Annotated in this window: 21 protein-coding genes and 2 pseudogenes; 5 read left to right on the top strand and 18 right to left on the bottom strand. The window is 72.3% G+C overall.

All coding sequences use genetic code 11. The features are described from left to right. Positions 1 to 195 precede the first annotated feature (195 nt). Positions 196 to 396 (top strand): PspC domain-containing protein, encoded by a 201-nt coding sequence (locus tag GL263_RS04165; protein WP_143646627.1) that lies wholly within the window; start codon positions 196 to 198, stop codon positions 394 to 396. 149 nt (positions 397 to 545) lie between these two features. Here GL263_RS04165 and GL263_RS04160 read toward each other — a convergent pair whose 3' ends face one another. Continuing rightward, the gene (locus GL263_RS04160; protein WP_182854188.1) at positions 546 to 1,025 is read right to left on the bottom strand and encodes a hypothetical protein; all 480 of its coding nucleotides are present in this window, start codon (positions 1,023 to 1,025) and stop codon (positions 546 to 548) included. A 159-nt stretch (positions 1,026 to 1,184) separates the two neighbouring features. Beyond that, complete coding sequence (locus GL263_RS04155; RefSeq protein ID WP_182854187.1) at positions 1,185 to 2,348, bottom strand: adenosine deaminase; 1,164 nt, start codon at positions 2,346 to 2,348, stop codon at positions 1,185 to 1,187. A gap of 175 nt (positions 2,349 to 2,523) precedes the next feature. On the opposite strand from GL263_RS04155, the gene GL263_RS04150 reads away from it, so the two are divergent. Next, on the top strand, positions 2,524 to 3,270 hold the full coding sequence (locus GL263_RS04150; RefSeq protein ID WP_182854186.1) for an alpha/beta hydrolase: 747 nt from the start codon (positions 2,524 to 2,526) through the stop codon (positions 3,268 to 3,270). A 31-nt stretch (positions 3,271 to 3,301) separates the two neighbouring features. On the opposite strand, the gene GL263_RS04145 is transcribed toward GL263_RS04150, so the two are convergent. Then, positions 3,302 to 4,237, bottom strand: a complete 936-nt coding sequence (locus GL263_RS04145) for a LysR family transcriptional regulator (RefSeq protein ID WP_182854185.1) — start codon at positions 4,235 to 4,237, stop codon at positions 3,302 to 3,304. Positions 4,238 to 4,357: 120 nt separating this feature from the next. On the opposite strand from GL263_RS04145, the gene GL263_RS04140 reads away from it, so the two are divergent. Then, entirely contained in the window at positions 4,358 to 5,623 is a 1,266-nt protein-coding gene (locus GL263_RS04140) for an MFS transporter (protein WP_182854184.1), read from the top strand. Between the two features lie 57 nt (positions 5,624 to 5,680). Here GL263_RS04140 and GL263_RS04135 read toward each other — a convergent pair whose 3' ends face one another. After that, on the bottom strand, positions 5,681 to 6,094 hold the full coding sequence (locus GL263_RS04135; RefSeq protein ID WP_182854183.1) for a DNA-binding protein: 414 nt from the start codon (positions 6,092 to 6,094) through the stop codon (positions 5,681 to 5,683). Next, the gene (locus tag GL263_RS04130) at positions 6,076 to 6,363 is read right to left on the bottom strand and encodes a hypothetical protein (protein WP_182854182.1); all 288 of its coding nucleotides are present in this window, start codon (positions 6,361 to 6,363) and stop codon (positions 6,076 to 6,078) included. Before GL263_RS04130 ends, GL263_RS04135 begins: the two co-directional genes overlap by 19 nt. Positions 6,364 to 6,690: 327 nt before the next feature. Between GL263_RS04130 and GL263_RS04125 the strand changes: the two genes are divergently transcribed. Together GL263_RS04125 and GL263_RS04120 are read left to right on the top strand one after the other, a co-directional pair. Further along, positions 6,691 to 6,912, top strand: coding sequence for a type II toxin-antitoxin system VapB family antitoxin (locus GL263_RS04125; protein WP_182854181.1), 222 nt, complete (start codon positions 6,691 to 6,693; stop codon positions 6,910 to 6,912). Further along, a complete protein-coding gene (locus tag GL263_RS04120) occupies positions 6,909 to 7,319 on the top strand; it encodes a PIN domain-containing protein (protein WP_182854180.1) in 411 nt (136 codons plus the stop codon). The genes GL263_RS04125 and GL263_RS04120 overlap by 4 nt, the downstream gene beginning before the upstream one ends. A gap of 166 nt (positions 7,320 to 7,485) precedes the next feature. Here the strand turns inward: GL263_RS04120 and GL263_RS04115 are convergent. From GL263_RS04115 to GL263_RS28190, 13 genes and pseudogenes are all read right to left on the bottom strand, one after another. Further along, positions 7,486 to 8,753 (bottom strand): annotated as a pseudogene (locus GL263_RS04115) (thymidine phosphorylase). A gap of 106 nt (positions 8,754 to 8,859) precedes the next feature. Beyond that, positions 8,860 to 9,282 (bottom strand): cytidine deaminase, encoded by a 423-nt coding sequence (locus tag GL263_RS04110; RefSeq protein WP_182854179.1) that lies wholly within the window; start codon positions 9,280 to 9,282, stop codon positions 8,860 to 8,862. After that, positions 9,279 to 10,541, bottom strand: coding sequence for an ABC transporter permease (locus tag GL263_RS28195; protein ID WP_182854178.1), 1,263 nt, complete (start codon positions 10,539 to 10,541; stop codon positions 9,279 to 9,281). Before GL263_RS28195 ends, GL263_RS04110 begins: the two co-directional genes overlap by 4 nt. Further along, complete coding sequence (locus tag GL263_RS04100; RefSeq protein WP_182854177.1) at positions 10,538 to 11,650, bottom strand: ABC transporter permease; 1,113 nt, start codon at positions 11,648 to 11,650, stop codon at positions 10,538 to 10,540. Before GL263_RS04100 ends, GL263_RS28195 begins: the two co-directional genes overlap by 4 nt. Beyond that, positions 11,647 to 13,230 carry an ABC transporter ATP-binding protein gene (locus GL263_RS04095; RefSeq protein ID WP_182854191.1) on the bottom strand — a complete coding sequence of 528 codons (1,584 nt, stop codon included), beginning with the start codon at positions 13,228 to 13,230 and terminating at the stop codon, positions 11,647 to 11,649. Before GL263_RS04095 ends, GL263_RS04100 begins: the two co-directional genes overlap by 4 nt. A 214-nt stretch (positions 13,231 to 13,444) precedes the next feature. Beyond that, positions 13,445 to 14,491 carry a BMP family lipoprotein gene (locus tag GL263_RS04090; RefSeq protein ID WP_182854176.1) on the bottom strand — a complete coding sequence of 349 codons (1,047 nt, stop codon included), beginning with the start codon at positions 14,489 to 14,491 and terminating at the stop codon, positions 13,445 to 13,447. 280 nt (positions 14,492 to 14,771) lie between these two features. Next, complete coding sequence (locus GL263_RS04085; RefSeq protein ID WP_182854190.1) at positions 14,772 to 15,980, bottom strand: amidohydrolase; 1,209 nt, start codon at positions 15,978 to 15,980, stop codon at positions 14,772 to 14,774. Positions 15,981 to 16,633: 653 nt separating this feature from the next. Beyond that, entirely contained in the window at positions 16,634 to 17,758 is a 1,125-nt protein-coding gene (locus GL263_RS04080; RefSeq protein ID WP_182854175.1) for a hypothetical protein, read from the bottom strand. A gap of 1 nt (position 17,759) precedes the next feature. Further along, on the bottom strand, positions 17,760 to 18,716 hold the full coding sequence (locus GL263_RS04075) for an N-acetylneuraminate synthase family protein (RefSeq protein ID WP_182854174.1): 957 nt from the start codon (positions 18,714 to 18,716) through the stop codon (positions 17,760 to 17,762). A gap of 94 nt (positions 18,717 to 18,810) precedes the next feature. Continuing rightward, positions 18,811 to 20,103, bottom strand: a complete 1,293-nt coding sequence (locus GL263_RS04070; protein WP_182854173.1) for a cytidylyltransferase domain-containing protein — start codon at positions 20,101 to 20,103, stop codon at positions 18,811 to 18,813. A 56-nt stretch (positions 20,104 to 20,159) separates the two neighbouring features. After that, positions 20,160 to 21,518 carry a DUF6716 putative glycosyltransferase gene (locus tag GL263_RS04065; protein ID WP_182854172.1) on the bottom strand — a complete coding sequence of 453 codons (1,359 nt, stop codon included), beginning with the start codon at positions 21,516 to 21,518 and terminating at the stop codon, positions 20,160 to 20,162. 206 nt (positions 21,519 to 21,724) lie between these two features. Continuing rightward, positions 21,725 to 22,213, bottom strand: coding sequence for a gluconokinase (locus GL263_RS04060; protein ID WP_182854189.1), 489 nt, complete (start codon positions 22,211 to 22,213; stop codon positions 21,725 to 21,727). A gap of 56 nt (positions 22,214 to 22,269) precedes the next feature. Continuing rightward, positions 22,270 to 22,472 (bottom strand): annotated as a pseudogene (locus tag GL263_RS28190) (hypothetical protein); the annotation flags it as partial.

Raw genomic sequence — 22,472 nt, 5'->3', positions numbered from 1 at the left:
GGCGGGGCCGGGCCGTCGCGTGCCGGGGGGTCGGCGTTCGGTGTCCCTCAGGGTCTGACCCCGAGCCGGGCCAGGGTGCGGATCGCCCCGAGGACGGATGTCACAAACGGGAGCACTCCGTACGTTTGAGGCAGAGGGTGCGCGACCGCGCGCATCCCGGTACCGCCCGGTGCCGTCTCGTGAAGGAGCGCTCCCATGGCCGCACTCACCCGCCCCCGCGAAGGCCGCGTCATCGCCGGCGTCTGTGCCGGCCTGGCCCGCCGCTTCGGGGTCTCCGCCACCACGATGCGGGTGGTCTTCCTGCTCTCCTGCCTGCTGCCGGGGCCGCAGTTCGTGCTGTACCTCGCGCTGTGGGTGCTCATGCCGGACGAGCGGACCCAGCGCAGCGCCTGGTGAACTCCCCGTGGGCCTGACCACGGGGAGGATCGGAAGACGGCGAGGACCGCGACGGCCGCCGCGCGCGTGCGCCCGACGCCCGTGCGCGGCCTCGCCGTCAGGTGTGCGCCACCGCCCGTCGGCGCCCTACCGCCGACCGGACGGGACGCTCAGAGCAGGCCGCCGACCGGCAGTCCGCCGTCCAACGGCACGCCGTCGATCGGCAGGCCGCCGCCGGCGAGGTCGCCCTTGAGGCTCGTGGACATGTTGCCGCTGCCACCGGCGGCTCCGCCGACGACGGGCAGGTCGCTGACCACCGGCACCTCCGAGCCGATCGGCAGTCCGCTCCTGAGCGGCAGCCCGCCGAGCAGCCGGTCCGTGAGACCCTGCCGCTTCTCGTGCCCCTGCTCCTCGGCCCGACGCTCGGCCCGGTCGAGGGCCCCGGTGGTGGCGTGGGCGGCGCGCGCCACGTTCGCCGGGAGGTCCATGGCGGAGTCCTCGACGGTCATGTTCGTGGTGTCGGCGGCGATGTTCGCGAACTGCCGTCCGGTGTGGAGGTCCTCGGCGGCGGCTGCCGTACCGGCCGTTCCGGCGGCCATCGCGGCGCCGGCGGCGGCGACGCCGAGCGTCTTGATCGTTCCGTGCTTCATGCGGCTTACGTCCTCAAACCGGAGACAGGGCGTGTGCGGCGCCGAACCTAGTCACCCTCCGCACACGGCCGCAAACACCAAAACGCCCGGCTGGGCCGGGCGGCCCCGGCGATCGGTGGCCGGCGGCGCGTGCCGCCGCCGGCCACCGATCGTCCCCACTCAGCCCTGGTAGCGGGCGGAGTCGCTGGTCACGGCCCGCTCGGTGGCCGCCTGCTGGAACAGCCACTCCGACTTCAGCTCGGCATAGCCGGGCTTGATCACGTCGTTGATCATGGCGAGACGTTCATCAAAAGGAATGAACGCCGACTTCATCGCATTGACGGTGAACCACTGCATGTCGTCGAGCGTGTAGTGGAACGTGTGGACGAGGTGGCCGAACTCCCGGCTCATGCTGGTACCGCTCATCAGCCGGTTGTCGGTGTTGACCGTCGCCCGGAACCGCAGCCGGCGCAGCAGCCCGATGGGGTGCTCGGCGTACGAGGAGGCGGCGGCGGTCTGGAGGTTGGAGGTCGGGCACAGCTCCAGCGGGATGCGCTTGTCCCGCACGTAGGAGGCGAGCCGGCCCAGCTCGATCGAGCCGTCCTCGGCGACCTTGATGTCGTCGATGATCCGCACGCCGTGACCCAGCCGGTCGGCGCCGCACCACTGCAGCGCCTGCCAGATCGACGGCAGGCCGAACGCCTCGCCGGCGTGGATGGTGAAGTGGTTGTTCTCCCGCTTGAGGTACTCGAACGCGTCCAGGTGGCGGGTGGGCGGGTGGCCCGCCTCGGCGCCGGCGATGTCGAAGCCGACCACGCCCTGGTCGCGGTACTTGTTGGCCAGCTCCGCGATCTCCAGCGCGCGGGCCGCGTGCCGCATCGCCGTCAGCAGCGCGCCGACCCGGATGCGCCGACCGGCCTCGCGGGCCCGCCGCTCACCCTCCCGGAAGCCCTCGTTGACGGCCTGGACGACCTCGTCCAGGGTCAGCCCGCCTTCCAGGTGCTGCTCGGGGGCGTACCGCACCTCGGCGTAGACGACGCCGTCCTCCGCCAGGTCCTCGGCGCACTCGGCGGCCACCCGGAACAGCGCGTCCCGCGTCTGCATCACGGCGCAGGTGTGGCTGAACGTCTCCAGGTACCGCTCCAGCGAACCCGAGTCGGCCGCGTCCCGGAACCACGTGCCGAGCGCCTCGGGCTCGGTCTCCGGCAGGCCGTCGTAGCCCGTCTCCCGGGCGATGTCGATGATCGTCGCCGGACGCAGCCCGCCGTCGAGGTGGTCGTGCAGGAGCACCTTCGGGGCGCGGCGGATCTGGTCCTCGGTGGGGATGGTGGTGTCGCTCGTCATCACAGCACTGTAGTACCTACGCGCGTAGACAGCGACCCCGGCGGGCCCGGTCTCCCGCCGGGACGCGCCGGGGCGATCGACCCGGCCGCCGGCCGGCCGCCGCTGCCCGGACTTCGATACCAAACGGTGACAGCGCGTACGTTCCGTATACCCGCGCTTCTGTCATCGTTCTCCCATGCCTCAGCATGCGTTGCCCGTGCGGAGTGCCCGGCTGGGACGCCCGATCGGCGCCCACGGCCCCGTACACGGAGTTGTGCTCGTGCTTCCCGGCGGTGGCGGACCCCACTCGTCGCGCCCCGTCTCCCGCCTCTCCCTGCTGCGCGCGGACGCCCTGGCGCGGCGCCTCGTCGGCGGCGAGGAGGCCGGCGAACTGCTGGTCGCCCACGTGGTGCGGTACCGCTTCCGGGGATGGAACGGCGAGGAGGCGTCTCCCGTCGCGGACGCCGCGTGGGCGGCGGACGAGGTCGTCCGCCGGTACGGCGACATACCGGTGTGCCTGGCCGGCTTCGACTCCGGCGCCCGCGCCGCGCTGCGCGCCGCCGGACACCCGGCGGTCGACTCGGTGCTGGCACTGGGCCCCTGGCTACCGGAGGCGCCCGAGGAGCCGGTACGCCAACTCATCGGCAAGCGTGTGCTGTTGGCGCACGGCACCGACGACCGGCACACCGATCCGGAGCTTTCCTTCCGGCTCGCCGAGCGCGCGAAGAAGACCAACGCCGAGGTCTGCCGCTTCGAAGTGCACACCGACCGCCACGCACTGCGCCACCGCCGCGCCGAAGTCCTCGCCCTCGCGCAGGACTTCGTCCTCGGCGCCCTCTGCGACCGGGACTTCTGCCGCCCCCTGCACGACGCCTTCGCCGCCCCTCCCCCACTCGGCCTGCGCATGCCGCTGGCCGCCGGCTTCGGCCGCCACCCGGGGTGACACGCCCGCAGGGCCTTTCCAACCAAAGGCGTCAGGCGAGGAGTTGGCCTCGGCGGCTGAGGAGGAAGGACTTGAAGGCGGCGACCGGCGGGGTGTCGGGGTGGCCGTCGAGCCAGGCGAGGCCGATCTCCCGGACCGCGCGCGGCGCGGTCACCGTCAACTCGCGCACACCGGGGCGTTCGACGGTCGGCGGCGGCAGCAGCGCGACGCCGAGGCCGGCGGCGACCAGCCCGCGCAGCGTCTCCGCCTCCTCGCCCTCGAACGCGATGCGCGGCTTGAAGCCGGCCTCGGCGCAGAGCGCGTCGGAGATGCGGCGCATGCCGTAGCCGGGTTCGAGGGTGATGAACGGTTCGTCGGCGGCCTCGGCGAGCCGGATGCGTTTGCGGCGGGCGAGCCGGTGGTCCTCGGGGACGACCAGGCGCAGCCGCTGCTCGTCGAGGCGGCGGGCGACCAGGTCGGGCTCGTCGGGGACGGGTGAGGTGAGGCAGAGGTCGAGTTCGCCGGCGCGCAGCCGTTCCAGCATCGCCTCGCCGTAGTTCTGCACGAGGGCGAACCGCACCTTGGGGTGGTCGACGCGGAAGGTGCGGATGAGGGCGGGTACCGTCTCCGAGCCGAGGGTGTGCAGGAAGCCGAAGGCGACCTTGCCGGTGGTCGGGTCGGCGTCCGCGCGGACCGCCTCGGCGGCCTGCTCGACGGCGGCGAGCGCCTTCTCCACCGAGCCGAGGAAGCGCCGCCCGGCCGGGGTGAGCTGGACGGTCCGGCCCCGGCGGGCGAACAGCGAGACGCCGAGGTCGGCTTCGAGTCGGGCCATCGCCCGGCTGAGCGTGGACTGCGGCACCATCAGCTCACCGGCCGCCCGGGTCACGTGCTCGTGCCGGGCGACACCGGCGAACTGGGCGAGGCGCGGGGTGAGCAGAGCCGCCCAGGAGTCGGGGTCGATCTCGGCTACGGGTGATGTTGCCGACATGTCTTTGTTGTTGCGAGATGGTGACACTGACGCCCCTCAACTGCGATTATGCGTGACAGCATCGATTATCGCGGTTTTGTGCATTGGACGCATGAAACCGGTGTGCGTAGTTTCGGTGCCATGCCTTCCGTTGATACCGGGGCACCCGTCACCTCGGGTGCCTCTGCTCCGCCGTTTCCCGAGTCACCCGCCACCTCCCCGAGCCCGCGCCGCGTCAACCTCGCGCTGTTCGCGATCGGGCTCGCCACCTTCGCCCTGCTCTTCTCCACGCAGGCGCTGCTGCCGGCGCTGTCGGCGGACTTCGCGGTGACACCGGACCAGGCGAGCTGGACGGTGTCGGCGACGACGATCGCACTCGCGCTGAGCGTGCTCCCGCTGAGCATGCTGTCCGAGCGGTTCGGCCGGCGACGGATGATGACGGTCTCGGTGTCGGTCGCGGTGGGCGTCGCGCTGCTGCTGCCGCTCGCCCCCGACCTGCGGACGCTGATCGCGCTGCGGATCGTGCAGGGCGTGGCGATCGCCGGCATCCCGGCCTCCGCGATGGCGTACCTCTCGGAGGAGCTGCCGCGCAAGGCGCTCATCGGGGCGATCGGCCTGTTCGTGGCGGGCAACAGCGTCGGCGGGATGACCGGCCGCATCCTCACCGGCTGGGTCGCGGAGGGCTGGGGCTGGCGGGCGGCGCTGCTGGCCGTGGCGCTGCTGGCACTGGTCTGCGCGGTCGCGTACCGGCTGCTGGCGCCGGCCCCGCGCAACTTCACCCCGGCGCCGCTGCGCCCGGCGCACCTGGTGCGGGTCGTGCGCGGCCACCTCGGCACGCCGCTGCTGCGCCGGCTGTACCTGCTGGGCATGCTGTTCATGTCGGTGTTCGGCGCGATCTACACGGTGATCGGCTACCGGCTGGTGGCCGAACCGTTCGGCCTCTCGCAGGGCCTCGTCGGCTCGATCTTCGTGGTGTACCTGGTCGGCACGGCCTCCTCGGCGGGCGCGGGCCGGATGGTCGGCCGCTTCGGCCGGCGCGGCACGCTGTACGTGGCGATCACCACGACGGCGGTCGGGCTGCTGCTGACCACGGCCGGTTCCCTGGCGGCCGTACTGACGGGCCTGGTCCTCATCACGGCGGGCTTCTTCGCCGGTCACGCCACCGCGTCCAGCGCGGTGAGCCGGACGGTGACCGAGGGCCGCGCCCAGGCCTCCGCGCTGTACCAGATGGCCTACTACCTGGGCGCCTCCCTGGGCGGCACGCTCGGCGCCCTCGCCTACGCGGCGGCGGGCTGGTCCGCGACGGTCGCCCTCTGCGGCGCGTCCCTGGTCGCCGCCGCCGGCATCACCCTCTACGCCACCCGAGTCGCCGCACGAGCGGCGACCCCCGTCCCGGCGACGGCCTGAGCCCCGCCGCCATCGCGGCGGCGGCCGCTCGTCCTCGGCCTCCGCTGCGGCGGCCCGTCATACGGCGACCAGCCGGACGTGGTCGCCGCAGAGCTTGCTCATGTCATCGATGTCCGAAGTTGCCAGTAGTACGGGTCGCCGCTGTCGCAGAGCGACGGCGGCGACCGCCGCGTCGATGGCGTACTTGTGACCGTGGAGCCCGGCACCGGCCAGAAGTGTGGCGGCGGCCTTGGACTCTTCCTCCCCCACCGCGACAACCCTCAGTCCGGACAGCACCCACGCGAGGCGTGCAGGGTGAGTGCCACCATGGACCGCCTCGATGATGGTGAGCGCGCAGATGACCGTCTCCACGCCTCGCTGTCTGGCCTCTCCCACCAGTGCGACGACCGACTCGTCTCCGGTCAGCAGCTTCGACAGCCCCTCGCAATCGAGCACAAGCGTCCCGTTGTGGCTCAACTTGCGACGGGCCACTCCTCACCGCCCTCGCTCAGAAGCTCGTCGAACACCTGACGCGCCCGTTGACGCGCCTCCGGGGAGACCGGTCCGTCGCGGCGCTCGCAGTCGGCCAGGTACTCGTCCAGGATCTGGCCACGCAGCTCGCGCTCCACAGCCTCCGCCACGAAGGCGGAGAACTCGCGTTTGCCGACTCTCTCCCGAATCGCCTCGGCTGTGCCTTCGGGAAGCGACAGGCTTACCCGAGTGGCCGGTCCCTCGCCGATGCCGTACGTCGATTCCGTCATGGCATCGATTGTGTCAAAGAAGTAGGAAAGCCGACACCTTGCCGCGGGGCGAGAGGAGCCGATTCCAGCCAGTGAGTGGAAAAACGGCCTCGCAACGGCGTTGCGACCCGGGCCGCGCCGGGCTGTCGAGTGGCGGAGAGCTGTCGACGAGCCGCAAGGGGCTCGGGGAAAGGCTGAGTCCGCTGCCGCAGTGCGGCCGTCCGGCGCGTGTCGTCCGCCCCTCCGGTCGGTGCGCTCGTCACGGCGAGCTCCGGTCGAGAGAGGCACAGTGCATGTTGGGGATGTATGCTCGAATGTGTACGACCAACATTGGCAGGGAGGCTCGCGATGTCCGTGACGCAGATCGACCTCGATGACGATGCTCTAGAGCGCGCCATGAGCCTTTCCAAGGCCAAGACCAAGAAGGAAGCGGTCAATCTCGCCCTCCGCTACTACGCCGAGCAGCAGGAACGGGCGGCACGGATCGGTCGCCACTTCGAGCGCGCCCGCGAGTGGGGCGCGGTCGAGGACGCTGAGCGTATGCACCAGGTGGAGAAGCACGCGCGGTGATGTACCTGCTCGACACTTCGGGTCTCGTTCGCCTGCTCCGCGATCCCGCCCTGCAATCAGCCTGGTACGACGCGATCAATGCCGGAGCCATCGCTTCCTGTTACCCGCAGCGCGCCGAGTTCCTCTACAGCGCCCGTGACAGCCGCGAGTACGACGAGATCGACGAGATGTTCCGGGACCTCTATCCCGACGCCTCCGTACCCAAGCACGCCGGGCGCTGGGTGGGTGCGGTACAACACCGGATGGCCCGGGTAGGCGAACACCGCAGTGCGTCGGCGGTGGACCTCGTCATCGCCGCCACCGCTGCCCACCACGGTCTGACCGTTCTCCACGATGACGCGGACTACCGCACCCTCGCTCGCCATGCGTCAGACCTCTCCGAGCACAACATCCACGACATCAGGTGACGCGGCGCACCACCGCTGCCGTGGGCGGGCGGTGCTCGCGGGAGTCGGCGTGCGGAGAGCCTTGCGGCCCGGGCCTGGCCTGGGGGTGTCGACTGGCGGGGAGCTGTCGACGGCCTCCGGGCCTTGGCGCCGGGCCGCAAGGGGTTTGAGGGGGAACCGGTGGGGGTCAGGCGATGCGGTCGATGACCAGGGGCGGCGGGGTGTGGTCTCCGCCGATCTCGACGGCGTCGGTGAGCGCGGCGAGGGCGTAGTCGAACGCCTCGGGGGTGTCGGTGTGCAGGGTCATCAGCGGCTGTCCGGCGGTGACCTCGTCGCCGGGCTTGGCGTGGAGTTCGACGCCGGCGCCGGCCTGGACCGGGTCCTCCTTGCGGGCGCGGCCGGCGCCCAGGCGCCAGGCGGCGACGCCGACGCCGTAGGCGTCGAGTCGGGTGAGGCGGCCGGTGGACTCGGCGGTGACGACGTGCTGTTCGCGGGCGACGGGCAGCTTGGCGTCCGGGTCGCCGCCCTGCGCGGCGATCATGCGGCGCCAGGCGTCCATCGCGCGGCCGTCGGCGAGGGCGGCGGCGGGGTCGGCGTCCGGCAGGCCGGCCGCGTCGAGCATCTCGCGGGCCAGCGCGACGGTCAGTTCGACGACGTCGGCGGGGCCGCCGCCGGCCAGTACCTCGACGGACTCGCGGACCTCCAGCGCGTTGCCGGCGGTGAGGCCGAGCGGCGTGGACATGTCGGTGAGCAGCGCGACGGTCTTGACGCCGTGGTCGGTGCCGAGGCCGCCATGGTGCTGGCGAGCTCGCGGGCGTCCTCGACGTTCTTCATGAAGGCGCCGGAGCCGACCTTGACGTCGAGCACCAGCGAGCCGGTGCCCTCGGCGATCTTCTTGGACATGATGGAGCTGGCGATCAGCGGGATGGCCTCGACGGTGCCGGTGACGTCGCGGAGCGCGTAGAGCTTCTTGTCGGCGGGGGCGAGGCCGTCGCCGGCGGCGCAGATGACGGCGCCGACGTCCCGCAGGACGTCCATCATCTCGGCGTTGGAGAGCAGGGCGCGCCAGCCGGGGATGGACTCCAGCTTGTCGAGCGTGCCGCCGGTGTGGCCGAGGCCCCGGCCGGAGAGCTGGGGCACGGCCGCGCCGCAGGCGGCGACGAGCGGGGCGAGCGGCAGCGTGATCTTGTCGCCGACGCCGCCGGTGCTGTGCTTGTCGGCGGTGGGGCGGGGCAGGGAGGAGAAGTCCATCCGCTCGCCGCTGTTGATCATCGCGGCGGTCCAGCGGCTGATCTCCGCGCGGTCCATGCCGTTGAGCAGGATGGCCATGGCGAGCGCGGACATCTGCTCGTCGGCGACCGTGCCGCGGGTGTAGGCGTCGATGACCCAGTCGATCTGCTCGGGGGTCAGGGTCTGGCGGTCGCGCTTGGCACGGATGACGGAGATGACGTCCACGGTTCTCCTCGCGGTACGGGCGGCGGTGAGCTCGGGGCGGTGCGAGCGGCGGTGTTCCGGCTCGGCGGCCCCGCTTCGGTGCCGGGCGGGACGCCCGGCACCGGGGTCAGCGTTCGGTGAGGTCGGTGGGACCGAACGCGTCGGGCAGGAGTTCGGCGAGCGGGCGGACCCCGTCGGTGGCGTCGACGAGGAGGGCCGGTCCGCCGTGCTCCCACAGCAGCTGTCGGCAGCGGCCGCACGGCATCAGGATGTTGCCGGCGCGGTCGCAGCAGGTGAAGTGGGTGAGGCGGCCGCCGCCCCCGGCGACGAGGTCGGACACCAGTCCGCACTCGGCGCAGAGGGCGACGCCGTAGGCGGCGTTCTCGACGTTGCAGCCGCTGACCGTGCGGCCGTCGTCGACGCGGGCGGCGGCGCCCACGGGGAAGCCGGAGTAGGGGGCGTACGCCCGGGACATGGCGTCCCGGGCGGACTTGCGCAGCGCCTCCCAGTCGAAGGCCGCCTCCGCCGCCTGGTGGTGGCCGGGCGTCACTTGCCTTCGCCCTTCCGGTAGGCCTGGCCGAGCGACCTGGGCATCCGCAGACGTTGCGCCGACAGTGCCAGGACCAGCAGCGTGGCCACGTACGGGGCGGCGGAGACGAACTGGCTGGGCACCTCGTCGACGGCCAGGTACCAGACGAACAGCCCGGCGGCGACCGCCGCGGTGATGACCGCCGGCACGTACTTGCGGCGCCACAGCTGCCAGGCGACGGCCAGTACGAGCAGGATCGTCAGCAGCAGGAGCAGCGCGTGCACGTTCTCGCCGCCGCCGCGCAGGTTGAGGCTGTCGGCGTAGCCGAAGAGGCCGGCGCCGAGGGCGAGTCCGCCCGGCATCCAGTTACCGAAGATCATCGCGGCGAGGCCGATGTAGCCGCGGCCTCCGGTCTGGCCCTCCTGGTAGATGCTGGAGGCGACCTCGGCGAGGAAGACGCCGCCGAGGCCGGCGCAGCCGCCGGAGATGATGACCGCGATGTACTTGTACTTGTAGACGTTGACGCCGAGGCTCTCGGCGGCGGTCGGGTTCTCACCGCAGGAGCGCAGCCGCAGGCCGAAGGCGGTCCGCCACAACACCCACCAGGTGAGCGGCACGAGTGCCAGCGCGACGATGGTCAGCAGCGACAGGTTGGTCGTCACACCGCCGATGAAGCCGGCGAGGTCGGAGACGAAGAACCAGTGTTTGCCGTTGAGTTCCTGCATCTTCTCGGAGAGCCAGGGCACGGTGATCGTGGCGATCGGGTCGATCGCGGGCGACTGCTTGACCGTGCCGCCCTCCATGTCGGCGAAGGTGAAGCTGGAGAGGTAGCGGGTCACACCGACGGCGAGGATGTTGATCGCCACACCGGAGACGATGTGGTTGACGCCGAAGCTGACGGTGACGATCGCGTGCAGCAGTCCGCCGAGGGCGCCGCCGACGATGCCCATGACCACGCCGGTCCACGGGCCCCACTGGACACCGGCCCAGGCACCGAACCAGGTGCCGAGGATCATCATGCCCTCGAGGCCGATGTTGATGACGCCGGCGCGTTCGGCCCACAGGCCGCCGAGGCCCGCGAGGCCGATGGGGACGGCCAGCCGCAGCGCGGCGGAGACCTGGCCGGTGGAGGTGACGCCGTTGGCGCCGGTGATGATGCGGACGAGCGAGAACAGCGCGAGGCCGGCCGCGATGATCAGCATCCACTCGGCGAGCGTGGGCCGGCGGCTGCCGAAGGGCTTGCGCTTCGCGGTGGGTGCCTGGGTGAGGGCGGTGCTCATGCCGAGGCCTCCTTGGTGTTCTCGCCGTTCCCGGCCGCGGCGGCGGCGAGTTCCTCGCCGACGCGCTGCTGCTGGCGGCGGAGGCCGTAGCGACGCACGGCCTCGTAGCTGACGACGACGGCGATCACGATCAGGCCCTGCATGATCGTGGCGATCTCCTTCTCGTACCCGTTGTAGTCGAGGGTGGCCGAGGCCTTGTCGAGGAAGGCGATGAGGAGCGCGCCGAACGCGATGCCGACGGGGTGGTTGCGGCCCAGGAGGGCGATGGTGATGCCGGTGAAGCCGATGCCGGCGGGGAAGTCCAGGCTGTAGGTGTGCGAGCTGCCGAGCAGCACCGGCATGCCGGCCAGGCCGGCGATGGCGCCGGAGATCAGCATGCTGGTCAGCACCATGCGCTTGGCGTCGACGCCGCTGGCCGCGGCGGCGCTCTGGCTGGCGCCGGTGGCGCGCAGGTCGAAGCCGAAGCGGGTGCGGTTGAGCACGACCCAGTAGGCGACGCCGAGCAGCGCGGCGATCACGATGAAGCCGTAGACGGCGCCGCCCTCGGTCTCGAAGTTCGGGAACCAGCCGGACTCCGGGATCTGCCCGGTGGTGAGGTTGTTGCCGACCGCCTCACCGAGCTGCGCGGGGAGGATGAGGTAGGCGATCACCGAGGTGGCGATGGCGTTCAGCATGATCGTCGAGACGACCTCGCTGACACCCCGGCTGGTCTTGAGGATGCCCGCGATGCCGGCCCAGAAGGCACCGACCAGCGCGGCCACGACCATGATCAGCAGGACGTGCAGCACCGAGGGCAGCGTGACCGACGCGCCGACCACGGCGGCGATCATCGCGGCGAGGCGGTACTGGCCGTCGACGCCGATGTTGAACAGGTTCATCCGGAAGCCGACCGCCACCGCGAGGGCCGCGATGTAGTACGTGGTGGCCTGGTTGACGATCAGCACCTGGATGTCGATGTTGCCGGCGTACTCGATCATGAGCACGTACGGCTCGACCGGGTTGTTGCCGGTGACCAGCAGCACCATCGAGGTGAGCAGCACGGCGACGCTGATCGCGAGCACCGGGCCGGCGGCGGCCAGGGTGAGCCGCTCGCTGTCGAACTTCTTCATCGGTCCTCTTCCCCCGTCGCGTCGTCCTGCGGGGCGGTGTCGGCCTCCAGGTGGCCGGACGCGGCGCCGGTCATGGCGGAGCCCAGCTCCTCGGGAGTGATCGTGGCGGGGTCCGCGTCGGCGACGAGTTTGCCCCGGTAGATGACGCGCAGTGTGTCGGACAGGCCGATCAGCTCGTCGAGGTCGGCGGAGATGAGCAGGACCGCCAGGCCCTCGCGGCGGGCTTCCCGGATCTGGTCCCAGATCTGCGCCTGCGCGCCGACGTCCACACCCCGGGTGGGGTGCGCGGCGATCAGGAAACGCGGATGGTGGCTCATCTCGCGGCCGACGATCAGCTTCTGCTGGTTGCCGCCGGACAGCGAGGCGGCGGTGACGTCGATACCGGGCGTGCGGACGTCGTACTCCTCGACGATGCGCTCGGTGTCCTGCTTGGCCGCCTTGGGGTTCAGCCAGAAGCCCCTGCTGTTGGGCTCCTCGGTGACATGGCCGAGGATGCGGTTCTCCCAGAGCGGGGCCTCCAGCAGCAGGCCGTGCCGGTGCCGGTCCTCGGGGATGTAGCCGATGCCGCCCTCACGCCGGCGCCGGGTGGCCCACGCGGTGATCTCCTCGCCGCCGAGGCGGATGGTGCCCTCGTCGGCGTGGCGGGTGCCGATGAGCGCGTCGATCAGCTCGGTCTGGCCGTTGCCCTCGACGCCGGCGAGGCCGAGCACCTCGCCCTCGTGGATGGTGAAGTCGATGCCGTCCAGCACCGCGCGGCGGCCGTGGTCGGGATCGCTGGCGTAGAGGCTGAGGCCGGACACCTCGATCATGGGCCGGTCGGTGACCGTGGACTCGCGGGTCTCGGGGGTGGGCAGCTCGCTGCCCACCATCAGCTCGGCGAGCTGCCTGGTGGTGACGTCCGCCGGCTTGACCGAGGCGACCGTGGTACCGCGCCGGATGACGGTGATGTCGTCGGCGACGCTCAGCACCTCGCCCAGCTTGTGGGAGATGAAGATGACGGTCAGGCCCTCGGCCTTGAGCTCGCGCAGGTTCGCGAAGAGCGCGTCGACCTCCTGCGGCACGAGCACGGCGGTCGGCTCGTCGAGGATGAGGGTCCGGGCGCCGCGGTAGAGGACCTTGAGGATCTCCACGCGCTGGCGGTCGGCGACGCCCAGGTCCTCCACCATCACGTCCGGGCGGACGCCCAGGTGGTAGCTGTCGGAGATCTCCTGGATCTTGCGGCGGGCGGCGGAGCCGATGCCGTGCAGTCCCTCACTGCCGAGAACGGTGTTCTCCAGCACGGTGAGGTTGTCGGCGAGCATGAAGTGCTGGTGCACCATGCCGATGCCGCGGTCGATCGCCTCACCGGGGCTGCCCAGGCTGACCTGTTCGCCGTCGATGGTGATCGTGCCCTCGTCCGGCTTCTGCATGCCGTAGAGGATCTTCATCAGGGTCGACTTCCCCGCGCCGTTCTCGCCGACGATCGCGTGGACGGTGCCCTTGTGGACCGTCAGGTGGATGTCGTGGTTGGCGACGACGCCGGGGAAACGTTTGGTGATTCCCGCCAGCTCTACGGCGGGCGGGCTGCTGGACGCGTTGATGGTGCACTCTCCTCGGGGAAGGAGCGGCTTGGCGGGGTGGGCGTTGGCGACGCTATCGCGCCCGAAGGGACGCTACGCGCGTAGAGCTTTTGCTTAAGGACAGACCCGGCCGGTGACCGGAGGAGAAGCGTTCCTCCGGTCGGGGCCGGGCCTGTCACTCGCTCGCACGGGAGCGTACTGGACTCGCGGGAGTCCGGCTCACTCAGGGACGGGCTCAGGGAGTGGTGTTGACCTTGATGTCCCCGGCGATGATGCCGTCACGGGCCTTCTTCACCGCGTCCTGGATGTCCTTCATGTTCTGGAACTCCGGGTTGGAGTTGGCCAGCGCCACTCCGTCGCCCTCCAGGTCGTAGCGCAGGACGCCGCCCTTGACGTTGTCCTCCTGGACGTTCTTGATCAGGTCGTACACCGCGTCGGCGACACCCTTGGTCATCGACGTGAGGATGTTGTCCTTGTACTTCGCCAGCGCCTTCTGCTCGTACTGGTCGGAGTCGACGCCGATGACCCACTTGTCCTTGGCCGCGACGGCCTCGATGACACCCTGGCCCGCGAGGCCGGCGGCGTGGTAGATCACGTCCGCGTTGGCGTCGAGCTGGCCGTTGGCGGCCTCCTTGCCGAGGTCCGGCTTGGTGAAGCCGTCGAAGTTCGGCGGCTGGCTCAGGTACTGGCGGCGGACCTTGACCGACTTGTCGGTGTCCTGGACGCCCTGCAGGAAGCCGGCCTCGAACTTCTTGATCAGCGGGATCTCCACGCCGCCGACAAAGCCGACGACCTTGGACTTGGTCGCCTTGGCGGCGGCCACGCCCGCGAGGTAGGAGCCCTGCTCCTCGCTGAAGACCATGTTGACGATGTTGTCGCCCTCGACGGTCGCGTCGTCGACCAGACCGAACGTCGTCTTGGGGTTGCGCTCCGCGGCTTCCTTCACGGCGTGCGCGTAGGCGAAGCCGACGCCGATCACCGGGTTGTAACCCTGGCGGGCCAGCTCGTTGAGGCGGTTCACCTTGTCGGCGTCCGCCTCGCCGTCCGAGGGCTCCTGGTCGGCGCCCTTGAAGCCGAACTCCTTCTTGGCACGCTCGAGACCCGTGTAGGCCGCGTCGTTGAAGGACTGGTCGCCACGGCCGCCGACGTCGTACGCGATGGCCGCGCCCTTGTCGTCGCTGGAGCCGGAACCGGTGGAGCTGCTGTTACCGCAGGCCGCGGTGGTGAGCGCGAGGGCCGCGGTGGCGGTGACCGCGGCGGCAAGCTTGGATACCCGACGCAAGAGGAGGTCTCCTTCGACTCTCGGAAGCGCCTCTTCCGGCGCTGGCCTCCGGCTCAGAGTAACGCGCGTAGATGTCAGGTAAAGCCCTGGATGGGGTCCGTTATCGATTCGGTGTTTACCCTTCCGTGGGTCCGGATTCACCGCCCGTGACCCCGGATATCGGACGGGTGCGGCAGGGCCTGTCCGACGGGTGCCGAAGCGGGCCGCCGCAGCCCGGACCGCGGTCCGCCCCGGCGCCGGGAGGACGGCGGGGCGGGCGGCGGAACAACCAGCGGCGCGGTCAGCCGCGGCGGGCGTCGAGGAGGGCGGCGGCGGTGAGGAGTTCGACGCCGACGGCGATGGCGTTCTCGTCCACGTCGAAGTCGCCCTGGTGGATGTCGCGCGGCACCTGGTCGCCGGGGCGGCGCACACCCAACCGGGCCATCGCGCCCGGCACTCGCTCCAGGTACCAGGAGAAGTCCTCGCCGCCCAGGCTCTGTTCGGTGGACTCGACGGCGTGGGCGCCGAAGCGCACGGCCATCGCGTCGTGCAACAGCTCCGTGCTCTCCGCCTCGTTGACCACCGGCGGGACGCCCCGGATGTAGTTGATCTCCGACTTCGCCTGGTGCAGCGCGGCGACCTCGTCGACGGCGGCGTGCACCAGGTCCGGCGCGGCACGCCAGCCGGGCAGGTCGAGGCAGCGGATCGTGCCGGACAGCTCGGCGTGCTGCGGGATGACGTTGCAGGTGTGGCCCGAGCTGATCCGCCCCCAGGTCAGCGCGAGCCCGGAGCGGGTGTCGACGCGGCGCGCCAGCAGCGCGGGGACCTCGGTGGCCACCTTCGCGGCGGCGGTGACCAGGTCGGTGGTCAGGTGCGGGCGCGCGGTGTGGCCGCCGGCGCCGGTGAGGCTGATCTCCAGCCGGTCGCAGGCCGAGGTGATCGGCCCGGTGCGCAGGCCGATCCTGCCGGCGTCCACCTTGGGGTCGCAGTGCAGCGCGAGGATGCGCCCGACGCCTTCCAGGGCGCCGCTCTCCACGGCGTCGGTGGCGCCGCCGGGCAGCACCTCCTCGGCGGGCTGGAACAGCAGCCGCACCGGGTGCGGCAGCTGGCCCTTGCGGGCCAGGTCGGCCAGCACGAGGCCGACGCCGAGCACCACGGTGGTGTGCACGTCGTGCCCGCAGGCGTGCGCCCGGTCGGGCACGGTGGAGCGGTAGGGCACGGTCTTGGTGTCGGGGATGGGGAGCGCGTCGATGTCGGCGCGCAGCGCGAGCATCGGCCGCCCGCCGTCCTCCGCGCCGTCGTCCCCTCGGTCGTTGCCGCCGTCCGGAAGGGGATGAACGTCACAGATCAACCCCGTCCCGCTGTTGAGTACGCGCGGGCGCAGACCGGCGCGCTCCAGGCGCGCCCTGATCGCGGCGGTGGTTCGGAACTCCTGGTGGCCCAGCTCCGGGTGCATGTGCAAGTCCCGCCGGAACGCGATGAGTTCGCTGCGCAGCGGCACACTCACCATGCCGGGCAGCGCCGTCTCGTCGGCGGTCCGAGTGCTGGACTGGGGCGACAGCAGTTGGCTCACCCAAGTCAGCGTATGCCCTTTCGGGTGCCTCCCGTGAGGTGATCATGGAAAGTTAAGCCACACAGGCGAAAATTCGCCCCTACCCCTGGCGCATACGTCCATACTCAGATGGGTATGCCCAAGGGTTTACTCACTCCTCGCGCAGCTGTGCGAGGCGCGGCTGGGCGCCGCGAGCGGGCGCGCAAGGTCCGTCGGTCATCGGCTCCCCAGCACGGGCGTGGGACGGATCCGGCCGGGAGCCGGTCCCCTGGCAAGCCGGCCCTTGGCGGCGGACGGGAGTCCCCGCCTGGGCGGCGGATGGTACGCCCCCGGCGGCCGGGGCGCACGCCGGGCGGGTGACCGGCCGGTCACCCGTGGATCAGGGATCTGTCCGGCGGGCCGGAGCGGCGTCGCCGCGGCCCGCCTCTCCCCCGACCTTCCGGACGGGCGCCCCACCACGTCGATTCCGTGCTCCGCCGCGGCGCCTTCCGGCCGGGCTCCGGGCTCCGGGCTCCGAAAGGGAACGGCGCGGGCGCCGGACGCCGCGCCCCCACCCAAGGCGGTCCGCCGGGCAGGCCCCGGCCGGTCAGGGCCGCAGCCGGCGGCGGGGGTCAGGAGGCCGCGGCGGCCGGGCCCGACGGCAGGCGCTGGGCGCCGCTCGCGGTGCCGGTGACGGCGGCGAGGAAGCCGCTCGCCCGGGGCGAGGCCCGGGCGGTGAGCCACGCCGGGTCCACGTCGCAGACGGCCACCCGGACGCCCGTCCCGGTGAGCGCCAGCGGCAGGGTGTGCACCACGGTCGACGGGAAGCTCAGGATCGTACGTCCGATCGGCCCGCGCCGCGCGACGAGTTCCAGCGGCAGGTCGGGGCGGACGACCTCAAGGCCCGCCTCGGTGGCCACCCGGTGGAGCTTGGCCGTGCTCTCCCGGCGGTGGGCGAAGTAGCGGGTCGCGCCGTGCGCGCGGGCGAGGGAGCGGACGGCCTCCAGGTAGCGCTCCTCGTCGACGACGCCGGTCTCCACCAGCGAGGTGCCCACCATGTCGGTGCCCCTGGCCACCGTCGGCGGCCCGAACCTGGCCCTGGTCCAGGCGAACTCGTTGACCGTCGTCCGCACCCGGGCCGGGGCCTGGACCGGCATCGCGCTGAACACCTCGACCTCCCGCCCCTCCCCCGGGCGCAGCCGTCTTCGGGCCATCGCGGCGACCGGCGCGAAGAGCAGCGCGCGCGGCCCGCGCGCGCCCTTGCGGTGCCACCGGACGAGCCGCTCCCCCCGGGCGAGCTGGCCGACGAACTCCATCGTGGCGGTGCCGTCGTCGACGACGGTCAGCTCCGCCGTGGGCCGGGCCAGGGTGAGCAGGAGCTGCACGTAGCGGGAGAAGGGGTCGCCTATGGCCAGGCGCCTCGCGCGGCGCAGCGGCCCGGCCAGGGTGGCGATCGTGCGGAGCGGGGCCAGCGCGCCGCCGCGCGCCTGGGCCCACTCCACGTGGTGCCCCTCGTCGCGGGCGAGCTGCGCCATGCGGCGCAGCTGCCCGCGTGTCATGGGGTCGTGCGGGGCGAGCACCACCACCGTCAGGCCGGACGGGGAGGGTTCCGGGAGCACACCCGCCCGCTCGTCACCGGGGACGGCGGGGTTGCCGTGTCCCGACCGGTGCGCCCACTCCAGCACGTTGAGGAGCTGCACCGGGCTCTCGACGAACGCGAGGACGTCCCCGTCCGGCGGGGCGGTGGCCGCGGTCATGTCAGACCCGTGCGGGCTCGCGCTCGGCGGTGCCCGCGGCCTCGGCGGCCTCGGTCTCCGCGACGACGCCCGGGACGCGGCGCAGCTTCTTCATCGGGCCCAGCTCGCTGTCGTAGACCTTCTTCACGCCATCGCCGAGGGATGCCTCGATGGTGCGGATGTCGCGCACCAGGCGCTGCAGGCCGCCCGGCTCGACGGAGGCGGCCTGGTCGGAGCCCCACATCGCGCGGTCCAGGGTGATGTGGCGCTCGACGAAGACGGCGCCGAGGGCGACGGCGGCCAGCGTCGTCTGGAGGCCGGTCTCGTGGCCGGAGTAGCCGATCGGCACGTTCGGGTACTCGGCCTGGAGGGTGTGGATCATCCGGAGGTTCAGTTCCTCGGCCTTGGCGGGGTAGGTCGAGGTGGCGTGGCAGAGCAGGATGTTGTCGCTGCCGAGCACCTCCACGGCGTGCCGGATCTGGCGCGGCGTGGACATGCCGGTCGACAGGATGACCGTGCGGCCGGTGGCGCGCAGGGCGCGCAGCAGCTCGTCGTCGGTGAGGGAGGCGGAGGCGACCTTGTGCGCGGGGACGTCGAACTTCTCCAGGAAGGCGACGGACTCGACGTCCCAGGGGGAGGCGAACCAGTCGATGCCGCGCTTCTTGCAGTACTCGTCGATGGCCCGGTAGCCGTCCTCGTCGAACTCCACGCGGTGCCGGTAGTCGATGTAGGTCATCCGGCCCCAGGGGGTGTCGCGCTCGATCTCCCACTGGTCGCGCGGGGTGCAGACCTCGGGGGTGCGCTTCTGGAACTTGACCGCGTCGCAGCCGGCGTCGGCGGCGGCGTCGATCAGGGCGAAGGCGTTCTCCAGGTCGCCGTTGTGGTTGATGCCGATCTCGCCGGTGACGTAGACCGGGCGGCCGGGGCCGGCGGTCTTGCTGCCGAGGGTGCGGAGACGGTGTCCGGCGTTTGCTGTCATCTCAGGAGTTCCTTCGTGATGGTGGGACGTGTGAGGGTGGGTGGTTCTGCGACGGGTGGACGGTGGCCGTGCGGCAGTGGTCCTGTGGGGCCCGTCAGGGGTGGCTGCCGGTGGGCCGGTCGCCGGCGGGGACGCCGTCGAGGGACGGCCCGAGCAGCCAGGAGGCGATCTCCCGGATGGCGCCGTAGCCGCCTTCCGTGGTGGTGACGGCGCGTGCGGCGGCGCGTACGACGTCGTGCGCGCCGGCCACCGCGACCGGCCAGCCGACAAGGTCGAAGCACGGCAGGTCGTTGACGTCGTTGCCGACGTACAGCACCCGCTCCGGGGAGACGCCCTGCTCCTCGCACCACTGCTTGAGCGCGAGGTCCTTGCGGTCGACGCCGTGCAGCACGGGCAGCCGCAGCTTGCGGGCCCTGGCGGCGACGACCGGGTTCTCCTCGGTGGAGAGGATCAGCAGCTTGAACTCCGCGCGGCGCAGCGCGGCGATGCCCAGGCCGTCGCCCCGGTGGACGGCGACGAACTCCCGGCCGTCGGAGTCGATCAGCACCCGGTCGTCGGTCTGGGTGCCGTCGAAGTCCAGGACGACGGCCTCGATCTCGTCCCGGCCGGGCAGGGCGGCGGACGGCTCGGCGTCCAGCAGCGGGGCGAGCGCGCGGGCCCGGGCGAGGTCGTGCGGGTCGTCGACCTCCAGCACCCGGGCGGGGTCGGTGAGGATCAGGTCGGTGCGGCCGAAGAAGCGGTGCCCGGCGGCGCGGAACCCGGGGGCGGCCATGGCGTAGGCGGCGCCGGTCTCCAGCAGGTCCTGCGGGCGGTCCTGGCGGCGGGGGCGGTGCGCCTTGTCGTGGTTGACGCCGTGCGCGCCGGGGCCGCCGGCGGTGCCCCCGTTGGCCTCGGTGTCGGCGGTGCCGGTACCGGTGCCGTCGCCGGTGCCGGTGCCGTCGCCGGTGCGCCAGAGGAAGCCGTGGAAGGGCGCCACCGCCAGCGCGCTGTCGGCGCCGCCGTCCTCGGCGACCGCGCCGGCCACCCGGCCGATCTCGTCGGCGGTCAGGAACGGGCTGGTGCACTGGACGAGCAGGACGACGTCCACCTCGGTCTCGTAGCGCGCCTCGTAGACGTCCATGGCGTGCAGCACGGCGGACTCGCTGGTGGCGGTGTCGCCGGAGAGGACGGTCGGCCGCTCGACGACCTCGGCGCCGGCGGCCCTGGCCGCCTCGGCGATGTTGTTGTCGTCGGTCGAGACGACCACGGCGGTCACGTGCCGGGCGGCCAGGCACTCCCGCACCGCGCGGGCGACCAGCGGCACACCGCCGACCGGCGCGAGGTTCTTGGCGGGCACGCCCTTGGAGCCGCCCCGGGCGGGGATGACGGCGAGGACGGTCGGGGGCACGGCTGCTCCTTGCGGCGGACTGGAGGAAGGGCTTCGGCGGGTGTGGACGCGGGCGTTCACAGCTGCCCCATGCGGCGGATGACGGGCGCGACGCGCTGCACGCCGTGCCGGTAGGCGCCGCGCGCGGCGCGGCGGACGGCGTCACGGGCTGCGCGGCGCACGGCGGACACGGCCGTGGGGCGGGCCTCGGGCGGCTCCACACGCGGGGCGCCGTCCGGTTCGAGACCGTGCCGGGCCAGCACTCCGGGCAGGTAGCCGGGCGCGGTGGTGGGCGTGTAGTAGGGCGCTATGGGCGGCAGTTCGGCGCGTCCGAGCAGTTCGGCGACGCGGTCGCGGGCGGCGTCGAAGGCGGCCTCGTAGGGGCTGTCGGAGACCACCCCGTGCCGGGCCGTCCACAGCGGGTCGGGGGCCGGCAGCCGGCCCCCGTCGAGCTCGTCCCAGGAGACCAGGCAGCCCGAGCCGACGAAGTGGTGGTTGCCCAGCGACTCCCGGATGCCCAGGTCGGTGAGGACTCCCGTCGGGATGCCCCGGTGCAGCGACTCCAGCGCGGCGGTGGAGCTGACGGTCACCAGCAGGTCGGTGCCGTCGAGCACCTCGCCCATGTGTCCGTAGACCAGACGGCAGTTGGCCGGCAGGCCGCCCGGCAGTCGCTCGGCGAGCCGCTGGTAGGGCAGCTCCTCCACGTGCGTGGTCTGCTCGCCGGGCTTGCTGCGCAGCTTGATGAGCACCTGGCGGTCGGGGTGCCGCCTGGCGTGCTCGACGGCCCGGTTGAGCAGGTACAGCCGGCCTTCCCGGTCCCCGGGCACCGACGGCTGCACGGCGAAGGTGACGGTGAACGGACGTGCCGGATCCGGCGCGTACGGCTTCCCACCGAGAAACGGGAGGGCGCATTCCACAACGGATTCCGGCGCCGCGCCGACGCCGCGGTAAACGGAACGGAAACGCTCGGCGTCCGACCGGGAGTTCGCCAGCACCAGATCGGCGCCGCTGCGCAGCAGAAGGCCGTCGGTGAGCTTTTCGTAGACGACTCCGACATATCCGGTGACCAGTACCGGACGCGGCCCGTTCTCCTTGGGAGCGGAATTCCAGCGGTGCGCCAGGCCGTGCAGCATCGCCTGCACCGTGCCGCCGACGCAGGAGAGCACGACCAGGTCGTACTCGCCCGCCACCGACAGGAACTCCGGCACCGTCACCTCGCGCAACGAGGCCGCGGCCACGCCGACTTCGCGCAGCTGACGCGGGGTCGGGGTGGCCCGTCCGCGCAGCAGGAGGCCGTCGACGCCGACGGTCGGGTCGACGTCGGGAACGAGGCGCTGGGCGGTCAGCCCGCCCCATTTCCAGCGGGTGTCGGAATCGGCGAGAACGGCGATCCGCCAGGATTGCTCGCCGCGCTCGGTATCGGTAGGTGAGGGCACGTCGCCGACGTTAGAGCCGCAACCGGCTGAATGGCCCAACGTCGTGGCAACGGCGGGTTAACAACGGATCTACGAACGACCAACCGGTGTGACCACGCCCGGAATTAACCTCCTTTCCCGACGCCGTTAACCTGCCGGCCGCCGACTCGTCCGGCGAAGGTCAGCCGGGGCGCACGGCGAGGGTCAGCCGACTCGTCCGGCGAGGGTCAGCCCGGGTGCACGGCCGCGGCGGCGCGGGCGGCCAGCACCGCGGGGCCGGCCGACACGTCCAGTTCGGCTCCCGCCTCGTCCGGCTCCAGCGGTTCGAGCACGGCGAGTTGTGAGGCGAGCAGGGCAGGCGGCATGAAATGGCCCCGCCGGCCGGTGAGACGCGCGGTGAGCAGCGCGGGGTCGCCGTGGAGATGCAGGAAGAACAGCCCGCCGGGCGAGCGGCCCGCGGCGGCGCGCAGCCGGTCCCGGTAGGACCGTTTCAGCGCCGAGCAGCCGACCACGACACCCGTGTCCCCCCGGGCGGCCGCCCAGCGGCCGACAGCGTCCAGCCAGGGCCACCGGTCCGCGTCCTCCAGCGGTGTTCCGCGGCTCATCTTCGCGATGTTCGCCGGCGGGTGGAGGTCGTCCGCGTCGGCGAAGGGCACACCGAGCCGTTCCGCGAGCAGCCGGCCGACGGTCGTCTTGCCCGTACCGGTGACGCCCATGACCACCACCACCCGCGGGGCCGCGGCAGGCGGCGGCGCGGAGGGCGCGGGGCCGCTCACGACCCCACCCGGCCGGCGCGACGGCAACCGGGCGCCTCGGGCGCGGGCCGGCCCGACAGCGCCAGCTCCGGCCGGGGCCCCGGCCCCGGTGACGCGGGCGGCGGTGAGCCGGGGGCGGGTGACGCGGGCGGCGCCGGGGCGGGGAGCGTCTCCAACTCCGCCGGGAGGTAGAGGCGGACCTCCAGCGGCAGGCCGGCAA

The organism is Streptomyces durbertensis (assembly GCF_014156695.1).
Lineage (GTDB): Bacteria > Actinomycetota > Actinomycetes > Streptomycetales > Streptomycetaceae > Streptomyces > Streptomyces durbertensis.
This window is presented reverse-complemented; position numbering and strand designations above follow the sequence as displayed.